Origin of the sequence: Providencia sp. PROV109 (genome assembly GCF_033681625.1) — a bacterium.
GTDB lineage: Bacteria > Pseudomonadota > Gammaproteobacteria > Enterobacterales > Enterobacteriaceae > Providencia > Providencia hangzhouensis.
The window spans coordinates 2,248,299-2,266,043 of the sequence record NZ_CP096320.1 but is presented as its reverse complement, the minus strand read 5'-3'; the positions used below and the strand labels follow the sequence as shown (position 1 = coordinate 2,266,043).

16 protein-coding genes and 1 tRNA gene are annotated in these 17,745 nt (G+C 41.9%); 6 read left to right on the top strand and 11 right to left on the bottom strand.

Features of this window, described 5'->3' with window-relative positions:
- Positions 1–8: 8 nt before the first annotated feature.
- Entirely contained in the window at positions 9–758 is a 750-nt protein-coding gene (gene cmoA / locus M1F25_RS10470; RefSeq protein WP_004255051.1) for a carboxy-S-adenosyl-L-methionine synthase CmoA, read from the top strand.
- A gap of 2 nt (positions 759–760) precedes the next feature.
- Positions 761–1,732, top strand: coding sequence for a tRNA 5-methoxyuridine(34)/uridine 5-oxyacetic acid(34) synthase CmoB (cmoB, locus tag M1F25_RS10465; protein WP_094962962.1), 972 nt, complete (start codon positions 761–763; stop codon positions 1,730–1,732).
- Between the two features lie 55 nt (positions 1,733–1,787).
- Here the strand turns inward: cmoB and M1F25_RS10460 are convergent, their stop codons facing one another.
- The 5 genes from M1F25_RS10460 to M1F25_RS10440 all read right to left on the bottom strand — a co-directional run bounded on the left by M1F25_RS10460 (position 1,788) and on the right by M1F25_RS10440 (position 7,427).
- Positions 1,788–2,564 (bottom strand): dimethyl sulfoxide reductase anchor subunit family protein, encoded by a 777-nt coding sequence (locus M1F25_RS10460; RefSeq protein WP_096864851.1) that lies wholly within the window; start codon positions 2,562–2,564, stop codon positions 1,788–1,790.
- Between the two features lies 1 nt (position 2,565).
- Complete coding sequence (locus tag M1F25_RS10455) at positions 2,566–3,183, bottom strand: DMSO/selenate family reductase complex B subunit (protein WP_096864850.1); 618 nt, start codon at positions 3,181–3,183, stop codon at positions 2,566–2,568.
- Between the two features lie 10 nt (positions 3,184–3,193).
- Positions 3,194–5,617: a DMSO/selenate family reductase complex A subunit gene (locus M1F25_RS10450; protein ID WP_094962959.1), complete on the bottom strand. Its 2,424-nt coding sequence runs from the start codon at positions 5,615–5,617 to the stop codon at positions 3,194–3,196.
- Between the two features lie 312 nt (positions 5,618–5,929).
- On the bottom strand, positions 5,930–6,691 hold the full coding sequence (gene cutC / locus M1F25_RS10445; protein ID WP_004255070.1) for a copper homeostasis protein CutC: 762 nt from the start codon (positions 6,689–6,691) through the stop codon (positions 5,930–5,932).
- Between the two features lie 181 nt (positions 6,692–6,872).
- Entirely contained in the window at positions 6,873–7,427 is a 555-nt protein-coding gene (locus M1F25_RS10440) for a VOC family protein (protein ID WP_094962958.1), read from the bottom strand.
- A 165-nt stretch (positions 7,428–7,592) separates the two neighbouring features.
- On the opposite strand from M1F25_RS10440, the gene argS reads away from it, so the two are divergent.
- A complete protein-coding gene (argS, locus tag M1F25_RS10435; RefSeq protein ID WP_094962957.1) occupies positions 7,593–9,323 on the top strand; it encodes an arginine--tRNA ligase in 1,731 nt (576 codons plus the stop codon).
- Between the two features lie 21 nt (positions 9,324–9,344).
- Here the strand turns inward: argS and M1F25_RS10430 are convergent, their stop codons facing one another.
- The 4 genes from M1F25_RS10430 to rimJ all read right to left on the bottom strand — a co-directional run bounded on the left by M1F25_RS10430 (position 9,345) and on the right by rimJ (position 12,767).
- Complete coding sequence (locus M1F25_RS10430) at positions 9,345–9,917, bottom strand: helix-turn-helix transcriptional regulator (RefSeq protein WP_094962956.1); 573 nt, start codon at positions 9,915–9,917, stop codon at positions 9,345–9,347.
- A 43-nt stretch (positions 9,918–9,960) separates the two neighbouring features.
- The gene (locus M1F25_RS10425; RefSeq protein ID WP_094962955.1) at positions 9,961–10,197 is read right to left on the bottom strand and encodes a hypothetical protein; all 237 of its coding nucleotides are present in this window, start codon (positions 10,195–10,197) and stop codon (positions 9,961–9,963) included.
- 360 nt (positions 10,198–10,557) lie between these two features.
- The gene (gene murJ / locus M1F25_RS10420; RefSeq protein WP_094962954.1) at positions 10,558–12,096 is read right to left on the bottom strand and encodes a murein biosynthesis integral membrane protein MurJ; all 1,539 of its coding nucleotides are present in this window, start codon (positions 12,094–12,096) and stop codon (positions 10,558–10,560) included.
- An 83-nt stretch (positions 12,097–12,179) separates the two neighbouring features.
- On the bottom strand, positions 12,180–12,767 hold the full coding sequence (gene rimJ, locus M1F25_RS10415; RefSeq protein ID WP_094962953.1) for a ribosomal protein S5-alanine N-acetyltransferase: 588 nt from the start codon (positions 12,765–12,767) through the stop codon (positions 12,180–12,182).
- A 961-nt stretch (positions 12,768–13,728) separates the two neighbouring features.
- Between rimJ and mdtH the strand changes: the two genes are divergently transcribed.
- Both mdtH and M1F25_RS10405 read left to right on the top strand, forming a co-directional pair.
- Positions 13,729–14,934, top strand: a complete 1,206-nt coding sequence (mdtH, locus tag M1F25_RS10410) for a multidrug efflux MFS transporter MdtH (RefSeq protein WP_004255096.1) — start codon at positions 13,729–13,731, stop codon at positions 14,932–14,934.
- 38 nt (positions 14,935–14,972) lie between these two features.
- Positions 14,973–15,533 carry a lipoprotein gene (locus M1F25_RS10405; RefSeq protein ID WP_181489650.1) on the top strand — a complete coding sequence of 187 codons (561 nt, stop codon included), beginning with the start codon at positions 14,973–14,975 and terminating at the stop codon, positions 15,531–15,533.
- Between the two features lie 154 nt (positions 15,534–15,687).
- Here M1F25_RS10405 and M1F25_RS10400 read toward each other — a convergent pair whose 3' ends face one another.
- Together M1F25_RS10400 and ghrA are read right to left on the bottom strand one after the other, a co-directional pair.
- Positions 15,688–16,239, bottom strand: coding sequence for a molecular chaperone (locus M1F25_RS10400; protein WP_164455698.1), 552 nt, complete (start codon positions 16,237–16,239; stop codon positions 15,688–15,690).
- A gap of 137 nt (positions 16,240–16,376) precedes the next feature.
- The gene (ghrA, locus tag M1F25_RS10395) at positions 16,377–17,318 is read right to left on the bottom strand and encodes a glyoxylate/hydroxypyruvate reductase GhrA (RefSeq protein WP_004255104.1); all 942 of its coding nucleotides are present in this window, start codon (positions 17,316–17,318) and stop codon (positions 16,377–16,379) included.
- A 337-nt stretch (positions 17,319–17,655) separates the two neighbouring features.
- Here ghrA and M1F25_RS10390 point away from each other — a divergent pair.
- A tRNA-Ser gene (locus M1F25_RS10390) sits at positions 17,656–17,743 on the top strand.
- Positions 17,744–17,745 lie beyond the last annotated feature (2 nt).

The following is a 17,745-nucleotide window of genomic DNA, read 5'->3' as shown; positions in this document are numbered from 1 at the left end:
CAGAACTTATGTCAAACTCGGATCCAACCTCAAAAGACCGCCTTTTCTCTGCGCCTATCGCTAACCTTGGTGACTGGCAATTCGATGAAAAAGTTGCTGAAGTATTCCCTGATATGATCCAACGCTCCGTGCCAGGCTACTCTAATATTATTACGATGATTGGCATGCTAGCGGGTCGCTTTGTCAAACCCAACAGCCATGTTTACGATTTAGGCTGCTCTTTAGGTGCAGCAACCTTATCGATAAGGCGTAATATTACAGTAGAAAAAAGCAAAATTATTGCTGTTGATAACTCCCCTGCAATGGTTGAACGTTGCCGCCGCCATATTGATGCCTATCGCGCTGACACACCGGTTGAAGTTATAGAAGGTGATATTCGTGATGTAAATATTGAAAACGCCTCTATGGTTGTGCTCAATTTTACTTTGCAGTTTCTCAACCCAGAAGATCGCCAATTATTACTCAGTAAAATTTATCAAGGGCTACAACCCGGCGGTATTTTAGTCCTTTCTGAGAAATTTAACTTCGAAGATAAAGAAATCGGTGAGTTATTATTCAATATGCATCACGACTTCAAACGGGCGAATGGCTATAGCGAATTAGAAATCAGCCAAAAACGTAGCATGTTAGAAAACGTGATGCTCACAGATTCTGTTGAAGCACATAAAGCGCGTTTAAAAAATGCGGGTTTTACTCACTGTGAAGTTTGGTTCCAGTGTTTTAATTTTGGTTCACTGTTAGCGGTTAAAGAGGCCTAAGCATGATTGATTTTGGTCGTTTTTACCAACAAATTGCGGTTAGCCCCCTAAGTCATTGGCTTGAAACGCTTCCGGCACAACTTTCAGCATGGAAAAAACAAGGGTTACACGGTGGTTTTTCTTCATGGGAAAAAATGCTAGATAACCTACCTGTAATGGTCCCAACTGATTTAGATTTACGCAACAGCGTGACTGCTACACGTGAACCCGAGCTCACTGCGGGTGAAACTCGGCGCCTGAATAATATTCTTGAACAATTAATGCCATGGCGTAAAGGCCCTTTTTCTCTCTATGGTGTGAATATTGATACCGAATGGCGTTCTGACTGGAAATGGGATCGCGTATTACCCCATATTTCATCACTAAAGGACCGTTATGTCTTAGATGTCGGTTGCGGCAGTGGCTATCACATGTGGCGTATGTTAGGGCAAGATGCCAAATTTGTTGTCGGTATCGACCCAACTGAATTATTTTTATGCCAATTTGAGGCGGTGAGAAAATTATTGGGCGATGACCAACGTGCGCACTTATTGCCTTTAGGTATCGAACAACTGCCAGAGTTAAAGGCATTTGATACTGTGTTTTCAATGGGTGTACTTTATCACCGCCGTTCACCGCTCGACCATTTGTGGCAACTTAAGAACCAATTAGTGAGCGAAGGTGAATTGGTTTTAGAGAGTCTAGTTATTGAGGGGGATGAATTTCAGTGTTTGATCCCCGGTGACCGTTATGCTCAAATGCGTAATGTCTATTTTATTCCTTCCGCTAAAATGCTCAAAGTTTGGTTAGAAAAATGTGGTTTTGTTGATGTCCGGATTGTTGACCAAGAAGTGACCTCTTTGGAAGAGCAACGCCGCACACAATGGATGAAAACAGATTCATTGGCTGAATTTTTAGACCCTAATGATAAAACCAAAACTATCGAGGGCTACCCTGCACCATTACGCGCTATTTTAGTTGCTCGTAAACCATAAAAAAATGCCTATGGCAATTACGCCGTAGGCATTTTATTTCATTTTTATCAAGATATTACATTGTTATTTGCCATAAATTATAGAAGGCAATTCGGCCAGCTAACTCCGCTAAAATAACGGCTAGCGCACATAAGCCTAATATTACAGATGAGTTTCTTCCGCGATATAACAGAGCCGGATAAACGAACAGCATCACCGCTAATACGACTAACTGGAAGCTCCAAAAACCAGCTTGTTCAGCGCTAATCTCTGGTCCTGTTTCGCCTAAAAATGACACATAAGCGGCACGAGTGGCAAAAATAATAATTGAACCAATCAAAAATGCCATCGCCCCTAACCGCTGAGCACCGAATAGAATAGCCAATGCGCCACCAGCAACTAACAGAGTCATCCACATTTGTACGGTTGTGAAAACAGTAAACCAATTGGCTACCGTCGCAATATTATACACTTGAGGAATTGACCAGACGAATGCCAAACCAAAAATAACCGTGGCAACATTGCACAGTTCACTTAGCGCTTTATTTTTAATAAACAAGGTGAATAATAAAGTTGCAGCCCCAAAAGCAACAAAAATACCACTAAGCAAAGCTTCATTACTCATTGGTGAACGGCCTACACCTAAAAGCATATTAAAGAAGCGCAGAGGCTGCCCAACGTGTAGCCCACCGATGGCTAGCGCAATGATCATAATGACAAATGCCGCTATATTGGCATGACGCAATTGGGTTTCGCTCAACATGCCCAGTTTTCGGCTCGCATATACCAATAAATATAAACCTGCTGCCGACTGCCCCAATACGGTGAAAAAAACGAGTGGAAGTTCGTGCATGTTATACCTCTGCTGGGTTTTGTAATTTACCGCTCTTGTCACCGCAAGGTTTAGCATCCTTGTGCGGCTTAATGACAATATTAGGATTAGTAAGAGCTGGGTTTGGCATGGGGGCAATCCCACTAATATTGCCATGGCGCTCGCGAAGAATGTTGATATCGTCAAAGTCCAATGCGCGTTGTGGACAAGATTCAACACAAACAGGTTTCATCCCTTTTTCGACCCGCTCATAGCACCCATCGCATTTACTCATCAATTTTTTCTTTTCGTCATACTGTGGTGCGCCGTATGGACAACGTAGTTCGCAGTAACGGCACCCGACACAAATGGTTTGGTCTACTACTACTAACCCATCTTGTTCACGTTTATGCATTGCACCGGTTGGGCAACCTGCAACACAGGTAGGGTTAGAACAATGATTACAAGAAATTGATAGATAGTAACTATAAACATTCTGTTGCCATATCCCCTCTTGCTGTTGCCAACTTCCACCACCAAACTCGTATACCCGACGGAATTTAGGCCCTAAATCAAGGTCCTTTTCATCCTTACAACTCACCTGACACGTTTTACAACCTGTGCATTTTGTTGAGTCAAAATAAAAACCATACTGTTTCATTCGTCACTCCTTATGCACGTTTCACGTCAACTAAGTTAGTATGTTGCGGATTTCCTTTAACGAGAGCGGAAGGCTGCTGTGTGGTGAGTGTATTAATACAGCCACCAATATCGACCCCCTCTTCATTGACTTCTCGCCAAGCACCTTGCGGAACTGCAATCACACCGGGTAATACGCGTTCTGTCACTTTTGCTTTAATATGCATACATCCACGGTCATTGAAAATTTCAGTCACATCACCATCTTGAATACCACGAGCAGACGCATCAATTGGGTTAATCCAATACTGGTGCGGAACGGCTTCGCGTAGCATCGCAATATTAAAATATGAAGAATGCGCATGGCCTTTATCGTGATAGCCAGTCATTTGCAGCGGGTATTTTTGTTTAGCTTGCTTATTTTCAACGCCTTCAGTATTTACACAATATTCAGGCACAGCAGGTATTCGCTGGTCAGCAGGGTAATCCCACTCTTTCGCTATCTTAGCGAGCCTTTCTGAATAAATTTCAATTTTACCCGATGGTGTTGGTAATGGTGAGGTTTCAGGTGAATCTCTGAATGGTTTTAAAGCAATATAATCTGCACTATTCGCCAATTTTCTATCAACAATTCCCATGTCATTCGTTTCTTCGAACGTTGGCAAATGTGGATTTTTTTCTCGCATCAAGTTATAGCAATGTTCTATCCACTGCTCATGTGTACGGCCTTCGGTAAATTGGTCTTTAATACCCAGTTTTTCAGCGATATCAGTTAAAACATCATAAGATTGGCGACATTCCCATAATGGCGTAATCGCATTTTGTAGGCGGATAGCATAATGGTAAGCACCACTGGCATACGAGTTATTAATTAAATCATTCGATTCAACACTGGTCACATCAGGTAAAATTAAATCCGCATATTTAGTCGATGGCGTCATATGCGTATCCCAAACCAAAATAAATTCACATAGGGACTCATCCGTTAGAATTTTGTGGGTTTTATTTAAGTCAGAATGTTGGTTACCCGTGACATTACTCGCATAGTGCCATAAAAATTTCACATTGGTTTCAAGTCGTTCTTTACCGAGCAGTGTCGAGTTTGTCGCGGTCATTTCGGTACCGCGCGCTATCGCATCTGTCCACATAAAACACGGAATTTTGGTTTTAACTGGGTTAGGAATAGCAAAACCTGGCACAGAATACGCTACGTTTCCTCCCCATCCCCCAGCATTCGTTCCTGGGCGTCCAATATGTCCCGTAACAATGGGTAACATCATCACAGCCCGTGCAGCTTGTTCACCTGATGCCGTTCTTTGTAACCCCCAACCTTGAGAAATCCACGCGGCTTTTGCATTACCCAGCTCACGAGCCAGTTGAATAATACGAGCTGGTGAGACGCCTGTAATTTGGCTAGCCCACTGCGGCGTTTTTTCAATACCATCATCACCGAGCCCTAAAATATAATCCTTATAGGAACCATTTTTTGGTGCGGACTCAGGGAGTGTCTGACTATCCCAACCCACACAGTATTGAGCTAAAAAGGCTTCATCCGTTAATTGTTCTTTAATTAATGTATGGATAATCGCAGCGACAAGCGCACCGTCAGTGCCCGGATAAATCGGGATCCATTCAGCACCTAGTGTTGTCACGCTATCAGTACGACGTGGGTCAATAATAATGACTTTAGCTTGGCTTTTTTCCAACGCTTTTAAGGTTTCGTAGAATTGCCCACCACCGGACATCCGTGTTTCCGCGATATTATGGCCAAACATGACGACTAAATCGCTATTGGCTATTTCAGATAACAGCGAATCATCCAACTTGCCATAAACATACGGAATAACACCGTTTATTTGTGCGGTTGAGTAGGTTCCATGTTGGTCAAGAAACCCACCTAATTGGCTTAATAACCGCTTGCAAGCATTACGTCCTTGTAAATTAGCACCGGTAGATCCTGAACCATACTGATAGTAAATCGCTTCATTGCCATATGTATCAATAGTTGAGCGCAATTTTTGTGCCACTATCGTCGTCGCTTCATCCCAACTGATCCGTTTAAACTTGCCTTCTCCCCGTTTACCTGTACGTAATAATGGGTATTTCAAGCGGTCTGGGTTATAGGTTTTCCAGCGAACAGAGCGCCCTCTCAAACAAGGACGTATTTGATGTAAACCAAACTGAGTGTCGTCATACATGGTTTCATTCGATATACGAGTAATGACGTCATCTTTCACATGTACTTTAAGTGGGCAACGACTGCCACAATTAACTAAGCATGCGCTGTATTTGATTTTTTCACTGACTTCATCTGGTTGAATTGTGATGGTTGGTGTTGCTTGAGCGGAAAAAGGTAGAGAGATAGAGCTGGCGATAGCCGTTGTTGTAGCGATAGAGGCAGAAGTTTGAATAAACTGTCGCCTACTCAGCGCTGTTTCCCTGATTTTATTGATCATTACATTGCTACCTTATTAATTATTATAAATTGAATTACTTAGTATTCTTATAGTAATTAGATAGTAGCCTTATAAAAAAAGTGGTTAATTGACATGCATCAACACAAGCAATAATTAAGCTATTAATGATAAATAAATCATATTATTAGTATTTCTATCGACTATTTTAGCAATAATTAACTGCATGGTAGCTAATAAACACTAAGAAAAACCAACTAATTGATTTTCCTTAGTGAATAACAATCTATTTAAAATTTCCATATCAAAGCCGTGCAGGTAAATAGTAAAGCTGCGTATTATGGCTAGCGGCAATTAAACGGAAACTTTTTCTGTAATAGAAATAAAGTCCTTCATCGCTTCTACTGTAGGGCCGTCCACACAATAGTGAGTAAATTCATCGGTTTCGCTATTAGAAGCCATTGTAACGCCTACTTTGCGGTAACTCATGGTTGATGGTACCGTTTTCCCAGCAGAGCTGTGTACCTCAGATAAACCGATTTCCATGAATTTACTGAGGTTAGCTAAACGTACGCCCGCACCCGCCATAATTTGTGGGCCATTGATTTGCTGGCTTTTTTCATGTAACTCTTTCAAGAGAGGTAAGCCCAACTCCGCGCTTTGTTGCTGCCCAGAAGTTAAAATGCGAGCCACGCCGAGTTCCTTTAATTGTTCTAAAGCTAACGATGGGTTAATACACATATCAAATGCACGATGGAAAGTAATATTCATTCCTTGTGCTATTTCCATCAACGTTTGCATCCTATTGATATCAATACGCCCTTCGCTATCTAATATACCGATAACGGCACCTGAAAAGCCCATTTCCTTAATCATGATTAAATCTTCACGGATCACATCAAACTCACTGATGTTATAGCAAAAATCGCCACCACGAGGACGAATAATAGGATGAACTGGAATATGTAGTTTCTCTTTCGCTAATTTCAGGTAACCATAACTGGGTGTCAGACCACCATCAGCGGCGCCAGAGCACAGTTCGATACGATCTGCACCATATTCTTGAGCCACTTGGGCACATTCAATTCCGAAACAACAGATTTCCAGTTTTGCCATGATAACCTCCGAAATAGAGCAATAAAACACTGGCTTTATGTGCCCAAAAAATAATGAAAGATTTAATGTTAAACGTTAACAATTCGCCTAATAATGCCATTTATCAAAAAATGTTATCGGATAGATATCACACCGCCAAAAGTTAACGGGTACTATTGATCAATAACGTTAATTACATCACTTATTTTTCACTTTCAATTATCTTTTTTAGCGGGAATGGATGGTATTTAACTGTTATCTCACCATTTGACACTGCTAATGTTGGATTTGGCAACCTTTCTTGCTGCCCTTTGGGTTGGCTCATTTTAATGCTATACCCTTGGGGTAAAGGTTCAGGTAACAACTGCAATGCCGCGGTTTCTAGCTGATTCGGCTCAACATCTATTACCATTTCGATATGTTCCCAACTTTCTTTCGAGTAAATTTTGTCCTTTGGAAAAGGCAACTCAATGATAAATACATCTTGACCCGCGATATTTAATGGCTCACTTAGCTCATATAAACGAATCGGTCGGCCATTAATTATATTATCAGATAAAAGTTGGGCACATTGCATTAACCCTTGGTGCCAACGTTCTGCAGTTGCAATATGATGACAACGCACTGAAATATGGTCAATCGGAAAGGATGACAATAATACGTTTATCTCTTGCGCCATCTGTTGTAATTTACCTATGAATATAGGTAGGTCATCCCATAAATCTTGTAATTGCGAAATTTTGCTAAACTGTGGCACTTAACGCCCCCTTTACAAAAACTTATCTGCTAAACAGTGGCGCAGACTGTAGCATGAGAGCCCCAAAATGTGGTATAAAAGCTGCCGATTTTTCTCTTCCACCTTTTAGTTATGCGCATGTGATGGCACAATGCGGTAACTATGTTCGTAATTTAAGGTAATTCGGTGAATATTCAGGCGATTCTTTCAGATAAAATTAGTGCTGCGATGTTAGCAGCGGGTGCTCCAGAAGACAGTGATGCACTTGTGCGTCAATCCGCTAAAGCTCAGTTTGGTGATTACCAAGCCAATGGAGTGATGGGCGCTGCTAAAAAGATGGGGATAGCTCCGCGACAACTGGCTGAACAGCTTGTTAATCACTTAGATTTGGAAGGGATTGCCAGCAAAGTTGAAATTGCAGGCCCCGGCTTTATTAATATTTTCCTTGAGCCAACTTGGGTTGAAAAGCATGTTGAAGAGGCATTGGCTTCCCAGCGCTTAGGCATCGCGCCCGTCAAGCCTGAAACGATTGTCATTGACTATTCTGCGCCTAATGTCGCGAAACAAATGCACGTAGGCCACTTACGCTCCACCATTATTGGTGATGCTGCGGCACGTACTCAAGAATTTATTGGTCATAAAGTCATCCGTGCCAACCACGTCGGTGATTGGGGTACGCAATTTGGTATGTTAATTGCCTATCTTGAGAAAGTTCAAAATGAAGATGCCACAGATATGGCACTTGCCGACCTCGAAGAATTTTATCGCGAAGCCAAAAAACACTACGACGAAGATGAAGAATTCGCAGTCCGCGCTCGTGGCTACGTTGTGAAACTGCAATCCGGTGATGAATATTGTCGTCAAATGTGGCGCAAATTAGTGGATATCACTATGCAGCAAAACCAAGAAACCTATCGCCGTTTAAATGTCACTTTAACCGAAGATGACGTGATGGGCGAAAGCTTATATAACAGTATGCTACCCGGTATTGTTGCAGACTTAAAAGCCAAAGGTTTAGCTGTTGAGAGTGAAGGCGCAACGGTTGTTTTCCTCGACGAATTTAAAAATAAAGAAGGCGAACCAATGGGCGTGATCGTCCAGAAAAAAGATGGTGGCTTCTTGTACACAACAACTGATATTGCCTGTGCGAAATACCGTTATGAAACCCTTCATGCTGACCGCTCACTTTACTATATTGACTCTCGCCAACATCAACATTTAATGCAAGCATGGACCATCGTCCGTAAAGCAGGTTATATCCCTGAATCAATGGCACTTGAGCACCACATGTTCGGTATGATGCTAGGTAAAGATGGCAAACCATTTAAGACTCGTACAGGTGGTACCGTTCGTTTATCAGACTTACTGGATGAAGCGGTTGAACGTGCTCAAGCGCTGATCCGTGAGAAAAACCCAGATATGCCTGAAGATGAATTGCTCAATGTCGCAAATGTTGTCGGTATTGGCGCCGTTAAATACGCTGACTTGTCCAAAAACAGAACGACAGATTATATTTTCGATTGGGACAACATGTTAGCTTTTGAAGGAAATACCGCGCCGTATATGCAGTATGCGTATACTCGAGTGGCTTCTATTTTCAAGAAAGCCAATTTAACCCATGCAGACTTAACTCTGCCTATTTCATTACAAGACCCACGTGAAATTGCGCTTGCGACACGTTTGTTACAGTTTGAAGAAACCATTCTAACTGTCGCTCGTGATGGTACACCTCATGTGATGTGTGCTTATTTATATGAACTAGCTGGTTTATTCTCAGGCTTTTATGAGCACTGCCCTATCTTGTCAGCCGATGACGAAGCCCAGCGCCAAAGCCGCTTGAAATTGGCTGCATTAACTCAAAAAACTCTAAAAACGGGCTTAGATACTCTGGGTATTGAAACCGTTGAAAGAATGTAATTCAAATCAATAAATAGTCTATTAACGGTTCACTTTGGTGAGCCGTTTTTGTTTGCGCTGTTTCGCTAACTTTGTTGTTCGTTTTTGTAATTCATCGATATATTCATTTGCGCAATTACGGAGTACTAAGTTCCATTTACAAAGTATTTTTGCTTGTTCATAAAGTTCAGGGTTATTCGACAATCGGTTATTCTGTTGTAGCCAATCAGCAACACTCGCCCAGTCCCATAACGGGGATGTCCCTCTCAAACGTTGTACGGGTGTAGGGAAATGGCCTTTACCTCGAGCCCCATCTTTCAGCAAAGCCACTGCTTGACGGGTTAGCCCTGTCAATTCTGCAATATCACTTAACCCAACCAAAGCGGAATCAATAGATTCCACTTTTATATTCAGCGATGTACTTTCAACATCTGTAATCGCAGTTTCAATTGCAAGATCAAAAGATTCCGCTTCCCTATCAAATTCTAAATAAACCGATTTACCATAAAAGCACACCAATGCATCGCAACAGCCTGCGGCGAATAAGGTATCAACTAAGCCTTCCGTATCAGCAGTCACACCCGATAGTGTTAATGTGAAAGTAAATAGCGCCATAATTTCCCCATCTTACATAAATAAGCGGCCTAAGCCGCTTGGATTAACCTAAAAGAGCAATGCAGTGATTCACTTTACGTATTATCTGTTTAGCATGCACTTCCATAACTTTTGGCGTTGACCAGACACTCATCACATGTGTTTTGTGTTCACCCACTGCGTTACCACAGCGTAACTTGCAAAAAGTATGTGATGAGTTTCCTGCTGTAACCCAGACCCAGCCATTTTCTATCGCATATTCAATAGCTGCCTGAACATGCTTATTTGGGTGTTTTTTCATCGACCTCCTTGATACATAACATAGCCATTCCGTTGACATCAGTCAACAAATAATATTCAATAAATTGAATACTCCCCTGAAATTAATTGCTGTCACAACAACCCAGTAAATATACCCCAGAAATAGAGCTGGATATTATTTTTATCAATAAAAACAATTAATTGAAAATTCATGAAATAATTTTGAAATTAATAATTCAGTTATAAAGAGAATAAATTTGAGTAGATAATTAGAAATTGAAGGGAAAGAATTTATGCCTGTTGGCACCTTAACTACGTAGATTACAGAGATAAAAAAGCCCAATTTTATGAGCTCTCCTCATTAAAATTGGGCTTTTAAGGTCATTGACATACTTATTAATTAGGCAATACTGCGTTTCATAAAATCACGAGGGCGGAACCCAAGCACGTATAAAGCAACGAAATAACTCCCCGCGCCAACAATCACGACGCCTATCAAACGTAGCATACGCATCAGCATATTACCTTCTTGCCAAGACGGCATAAAATGTAAGACACCAAATAGCACGGCACCCATTACAATTAACGCTATCAATAGTTTAACGATAAACCCTTTCCAGCCCGCTAAAGGCTGAAAAATATCTTGCTTGCGCAATTGCCAATAGAGAACTCCCGCATTAAAACAGGCAGCTAACCCAATGGATAAAGCTAAACCTGCATGTTGTAATGGCCCAATAAAGGCTAAATTCATCAGTTGCGTTAAGATTAACGTGACAATCGCAATTTTCACTGGGGTACGAATATCTTGGCGTGAATAAAAACCTGGTGCCAAAATTTTCACCAAAATCATCCCAGTTAACCCGACACAATAGGCAATTAAGGCATATTGTGTCATAAGTGAGTCATGCGCCGTAAAATTACCGTATTGGAATAAAGATACGGTTAATGCTTCAGAGAGTATCGCCAACCCTAACGCACAAGGTAGTGCCAGTAGCAGACAAAGGCGTAACCCCCAATCCATCAAGTGACGATATTCGTTTTGGTTGCCACTCGTAAAGCTTTTCGCAAGTGATGGCAATAAAATCGTTCCAAGAGCTACTCCAAGTACCCCTGATGGTAACTCCATTAGCCTATCGGCGTAGTACATCCATGATACTGAACCAGATTGTAAAAAAGAGGCAAATATCGTATTGATAATCAAAGAAATTTGCGCGACAGAAACCCCGATAATAGCGGGACCCATCATTTTCATTACACGCCAAACCCCACTATCACGAAATGATAAGCGCGGTAGCACTAACATGCCCACCTTTTTAAGGTGTGGTAGCTGATAGACCAGTTGCAAAACACCGCCAACCAGCACTGCCCATGCTAATGACATTATGGGTGGGTTAAAGTATGGGGCTGCAAAAGCAGCAAAAATGATCATACTGACATTGAGCAATGTTGGCGCGAATGCAGGGACTGAGAAACGGTTCCAAGTATTCAGGATAGCCCCAGCGAGAGAGGCCAGAGAGATCAGAAAAATATAAGGGAATGTGACTCGTAAAAGATCTGTCGTCAGCGCAAATTTGTCAGCATCGTCAGTAAATCCAGGCGCGGTGACATAAATGATCCAAGGGGCAGCAATCATACCAAGGATAGTTACAATCGCCAAAGCAAGGGTTAGCATCCCAGCAATATAAGCGACGAATGTACGAGTGGCCTCTTCTCCCTGCTGATTTTTGTATTCCGCCAGTATTGGGACAAAAGCTTGTGAAAATGCACCTTCGGCAAAAATTCGACGTAAAAGATTCGGTAGCTTAAATGCGACAAAAAAGGCGTCCGCCGCGGCTCCTGCACCAAAAACTCGAGCGATAATGGCGTCGCGAATAAACCCAAGCACACGAGACATCATGGTCATGGAGCTTACTGCCGCCAACGATTTTAATAAATTCATGATTGATAGACTAAAAGAATACAATCGCATCAGTTTAACAGCGAGCGCTGCAACTGACTACGATTGAAAAGTAAATTAGGAATTTAGGCTTTATTCAGCGCCCAAGTGTTATCTGTCAATGCCGTCAATACATGGTCACGCCACTCACCATTAATTTGTAAGTATTGCTTTGCATAGCCTTCACGTTCAAAGCCAAGCTTAGTCAATAAATGACCACTACGCATATTATGAGGCATATAATTTGCCATAATTCGGTGCATTTTTTGGTGTTGTTGCATATAACGAATCGCTTGGGTTAGCGCTTCATACATTAGACCTTGTCCTTGCCATTTTTCACCTAGTGAATAGCCTAAGTAACAGGCATAAAATGAGCCGCGCAATACATTACTAAAGTTCGCTACCCCCATAACTTCGTTTTCTTCTTTATCTAATAGTAAGAAATGGAAAGCACTTCCTTCTCGATGCATTTCATTCATGACTTGTAACCGATTATGCCAGCCAGCGGGCTGGTAATGAGAGTTGTCCCTGATGGGTTCCCACGGAATTAAAAAGTCTTTATTCAGACTGTAATAATCAGCTAGTCGATAATTATCACGTTCGTAAGTCAAACGAATAACCATTCTATCAGTGACAAGACGCACTTTCGGTACATTTGAACGATAACCAAACATCGTTAACCCTTAATTAATAAAAAGCCAGATATTTTCTTTAGTTCCAAGCCAATAACTTAGAACGTTAAAGTGTAGCTTACAATTCATTCACGAAAAATATGTTACGTAAATTAAAATATGAATACATCACTAGATGCCTTCATTGTGAAGCATACTCAAGTATGTGACCCAAGGAGCCGAACGCAGTCAACACCGTCAAAAAGTGAAGTATGGCCCCCTATCAATATTCTAAATAATTCGCTCTGTGACTAGGCGACCAGAGAGGATAGCTTGGGGAGCATACTCAAGTATGTGACCCAAATAGCCGAACGCAATCAACACCGTCACAGAGTGAAGTATGGCCCCCTATCAATATTCTAAATAATTCGCTCTGTGACTAGGCGACCAGAGAGGATAGATTGGGGAGCATACACTAGTATGTGACCCAAGGAGCCGAACGCAGTCAACACCGTCACAGAGTGAAGTATGGCCCCCTATCAATATTCTAAATAATTCGCTCTGTGACTAGGCGACCAGGAGGATAGCTTGGGGAGCATACTCAAGTATGTGACCCAAGGAGCCGAACGCAGTCAACATCGTCACAAAGTGAAGTATGGCCCCCTATCAATATTCTAAATAATTCGCTCTGTGACTAGGCGACCAGGAGGATAGCTTGGGGAGCATACACTAGTATGTGACCCAAGGAGCCGAACGCAGTCAACATCGTCACAAAGTGAAGTATGGCCCCCTATCAATATTCTAAATAATTCGCTCTGTGACTAGGCGACCAGAGAGGATAGCTTGGGGAGCATACTCAAGTATGTGACCCAAGGAGCCGAACGCAGTCAACACCGTCACAGAGTGAAGTATGACGAATATTTATCGATAAAAAAATATCATCTATCAAACCTCAATATACTGATATTATTAATAACTAATTTTAAGCATCATTCCCTCTTTGCTATTTTTCTGATGGTGTCTCATGGCGCAGGTGTCACGGGCAAGAAGCCTTGGTAAGTATTTCCTTTTGCTTGACAACATGTTGGTTGTCCTCGGCTTTTTTGTTGTTTTTCCGCTTATTTCTATTCGTTTTGTTGATCAACTGGGTTGGGCCGCCGTGGTGGTGGGTTTTGCCTTAGGGCTTCGTCAGTTTGTTCAACAGGGTTTAGGTATCTTTGGCGGTGCTATCGCTGACCGGTTTGGTGCGAAACCCATGATTGTTATTGGAATGCTATTACGTGCCAGTGGTTTTGCAGTGATGGCAGTGGCCCATGACCCTTGGGTTTTATGGTTATCTTGCGTCCTTTCTGCACTGGGTGGAACCTTGTTTGATCCCCCACGAACCGCATTAGTTATTAAATTAACTCGCCCTTATGAACGCGGCCGTTTTTATTCTTTACTCTTAATGCAAGACAGTGCTGGAGCCGTTATTGGGGCGCTGATTGGTAGTTGGTTATTACAATATGACTTCCATTATGTCTGCTGGGTTGGCGCTGCTGTTTTTATTATTGCTGCTATCTGTAATGCTTGGTTGTTACCTGCTTATCGAATATCAACCATCAGAACCCCTATTAAAGAAGGTATGGGCCGCGTACTAAAAGACAAACGCTTTGTGACTTATGTAGTCACTTTAGCTGGCTATTTTATGTTGTCAGTACAAGTGATGCTTATGTTTCCTATTGTTGTCAATGAGTTAGCAGGGACGCCAACTGCCGTCAAATGGATGTATGCGATTGAAGCAGCGATATCCTTAACATTGCTTTACCCTATTGCTCGTTGGAGCGAAAAACATTTTCGCCTTGAGCAACGGCTCATGGCCGGGCTATTTTTAATGAGTCTCAGCATGTTTCCAATTGGTATGACAACCTCACTCAACACGCTATTTGCCCTTATTTGCCTATTTTATTTAGGTACTGTGACTGCCGACCCCGCTAGAGAAACACTAAGCGCATCACTTGCTGACCCAAGAGCCAGAGGGAGCTATATGGGCTTTAGCCGCTTAGGCCTTGCTTTAGGCGGAGCTGTCGGTTACACCGGTGGCGGCTGGATGTACGATATTGGCCACCAATGGAATATGCCACAATTACCTTGGTTCTTATTAGGGATCATCGGTTTTATCACTTTATGGGCACTGCATAAGCAATTTAACCGTAAAAAAATTGAAACAGTCATGTTGAGTGGGCAGTAATGCGCTAAACTAGCGGTATTACTGTAAAAGGAGTCTTTATGAAGAAGTTTATAATCGCCGCTATGGTGGGCTTTCTCACTCTCTTATCGGGTTGTAGTCAATTATCTGAGTTTAGTATTAGTGAATCACAAATTAATGATTATCTTGCTAATAAAGTAAAATATGACCACAAGGTCGGCATTACTGGCTTTGCTGATGCGGATATTCAACTCGCTAATTTAAAATCAGAAATCGGCCGCAGTGAACCTGGAAAAGTCGCGTTGACAGGGGATGCAACCGTTAAATTAGACTCGCTGATTGGTAAAGCAGAAGCACAAATTAACCTGACCCTCACTGCTCGTCCTTATTTTGACGCCAAAACCGGCTCAATTTACTTAAAAGAGTTAAATATTAGCAGTTACAAGGTAACACCCGAAAATATGGATACGGCTATGTCAGCTGTTATTCCTTACTTAAATAGTTCCCTTGAAACTTTCTTTGAAACTCAGCCTGTTTATGTGTTAAATCCAGATAATGGTGCTGCTGAAGCAACCGCAAAGAAATTGGCTAAAGGGCTTGAAATCAAACCGGGCAAATTTGTCATTCCATTAGTTGATTAATTTTAACCATAAATTATTTCGATTGATAAAAGCATGAAAGGCAACAAAAAATCTGTTGCCTTTCTAGCTTATTCAATCTTCAAACAAAATTATTAATCAATACCGCTGACTAAAACATAAGTAACATCATCATAAAAAAGTGACGGCGTCACAGCTATTCGGTTTCTGAGTCAAGCTCATCACGCAGAGCAATAACTGCATCACGCGTAATTTGGGCTAAAGTACGATAAAACGTGGTTGTAGCATGCGCTTCAACTTTACCTAGAAAGCTGCCATACCAGCTAAGAATATAGCTATCAAATAATTCTTCTTGGGCGGCTGTTTCATCTTCTGCCGCTTGGTCTTCCAACCAAGAAGCCGCGAGTAGTAACGCACCAAAAGCATCCGCAGGTGCATTCGTCAGGGACATTCCTCTCACAGTTAAAAATTCGCGAACTTCTGCTTCTGTAATTTCAGAATCGTAATCATTCGCTAGCATTGAAACTGCTGGGGATTCACCTACAAACAGGGCTTGGTAATCCGCATTAACCGCATTGATATCGAGATCTTTTGCCATGCGCGACCATAATTCATCTTGCTCCAATGGCCATGATGCTTTTAATTTATCTTGAGCAATCATATCAATAAGCGGCTTTACGAGGCTATCAGAGGGACTACGTTGAAATAGTGTCCCCAAAATACGGCAGACGATTGAAAATTCGTTCATATATTATCCTATTTTTCAGATTCAGTAGTCACACCTCGTGACCGAAGCAGTTACTTTCAGTATATCGAAAAAATAGGAAAGATATTAGGGGTGATGATTGCGAGTGTTCACAAAGACCACTCGCAACAAAGAAGTGACTAATAACCGCGTTGCATATCAACCACACCAATAGGAGCTTGGCCAGCTTCGATGCGCTGGATATTACTGACAATCATATCCATAGCTTCTTTCGGTTTTGTAAAGGCGGCAACATGGGGCGTGATAGCGATGCGTGGATGCGTCCAGAACGGGTGCATTTGCGATAACGGTTCACTCGCAAAAACATCAAGCGCAGCACCTGCAACTTGCCCTGATTCAAGCGCTAAAAGCAAATCTTGCTCAATCAGATGAGCACCACGTGCAAGGTTGATAACATATGCCCCTTGCTCTAATTGGCTAAATAGTTGCTGGTTTAAAATTCCCACCGTTTCTGGCGTGCTTGGCAGAAGATTAATAATCACACGGGTTCCAGAAAGAAAGCTAGCTAATTGGTCATTACCAAAATAGCTTTTTACGTTATCAAGTTGTTTTTCAGAGCGACTCCATGTTCTTACATGAAAACCAAAGCTGACTAAGCGTTTTGCAACCGCTTGCCCTAATGCCCCTGCTCCCATAACACCAATGACAAAATCTTCGTGTTGGTAGGCTGGTAATTGCTTCCATTGTCGCTGTGATTGTAATTGGCGGTACTCATCCATACGACGAAAGTAGCTTAACACTTTTGCACAAGCGTATTCTTCCATTTGAATCGCCATTCCAGTGTCTTCCAAACGCATTACAGGAACGCCTGCCGGTAAGGTCCCAGGTTTGTCTTGTTCTTGCTTTAAAATAGCATCCACACCCGCACCTAACGCGAAAATACCTTTTAAATCACTGCGACCAGCGAGACATTCATAAGGCGGTAACCAAACCATAGCGTAATCTGCACTTTGGTTATCCCCTTTTTCCCATTGGCGAATATTCACTTGGGGTAATCGCGCTTTCATGCCCTCAATCCACTGTTTTGAATCAAAAAATGGATGGTAAAATAAAATATTCATGGCAACTCCTCTTTAGTTTCTAACAGAGTGTGCCGAATGGCATTTCTTTTCAAGTTAATCAAGCCGATACACTGTATTCAATCAGAATTTTGTTAACTAGCTAACGCTTTTTATCTTCACGACTTGCCGTTTCAAATTAACATTAAACGTATTATTTACCTTAGCTGATAACATTTAAGATTAGATAATAATCAAATTGTTTTTTATTTAGCTAAACAGCAACAAAAGTCGGAAAAAGGATAAATAGGGAGTTGACGTTAGACGCTATTTTCCCTATAGTAGCGCCCCGTTGCAGAGCAGGTTTTTATTCCCTACTCCACAACAGATTTAGAAAAACGGTGAGGTGTCCGAGAGGCTGAAGGAGCACGCCTGGAAAGTGTGTATACGGCAACGTATCGAGGGTTCGAATCCCTCCCTCACCGCCATT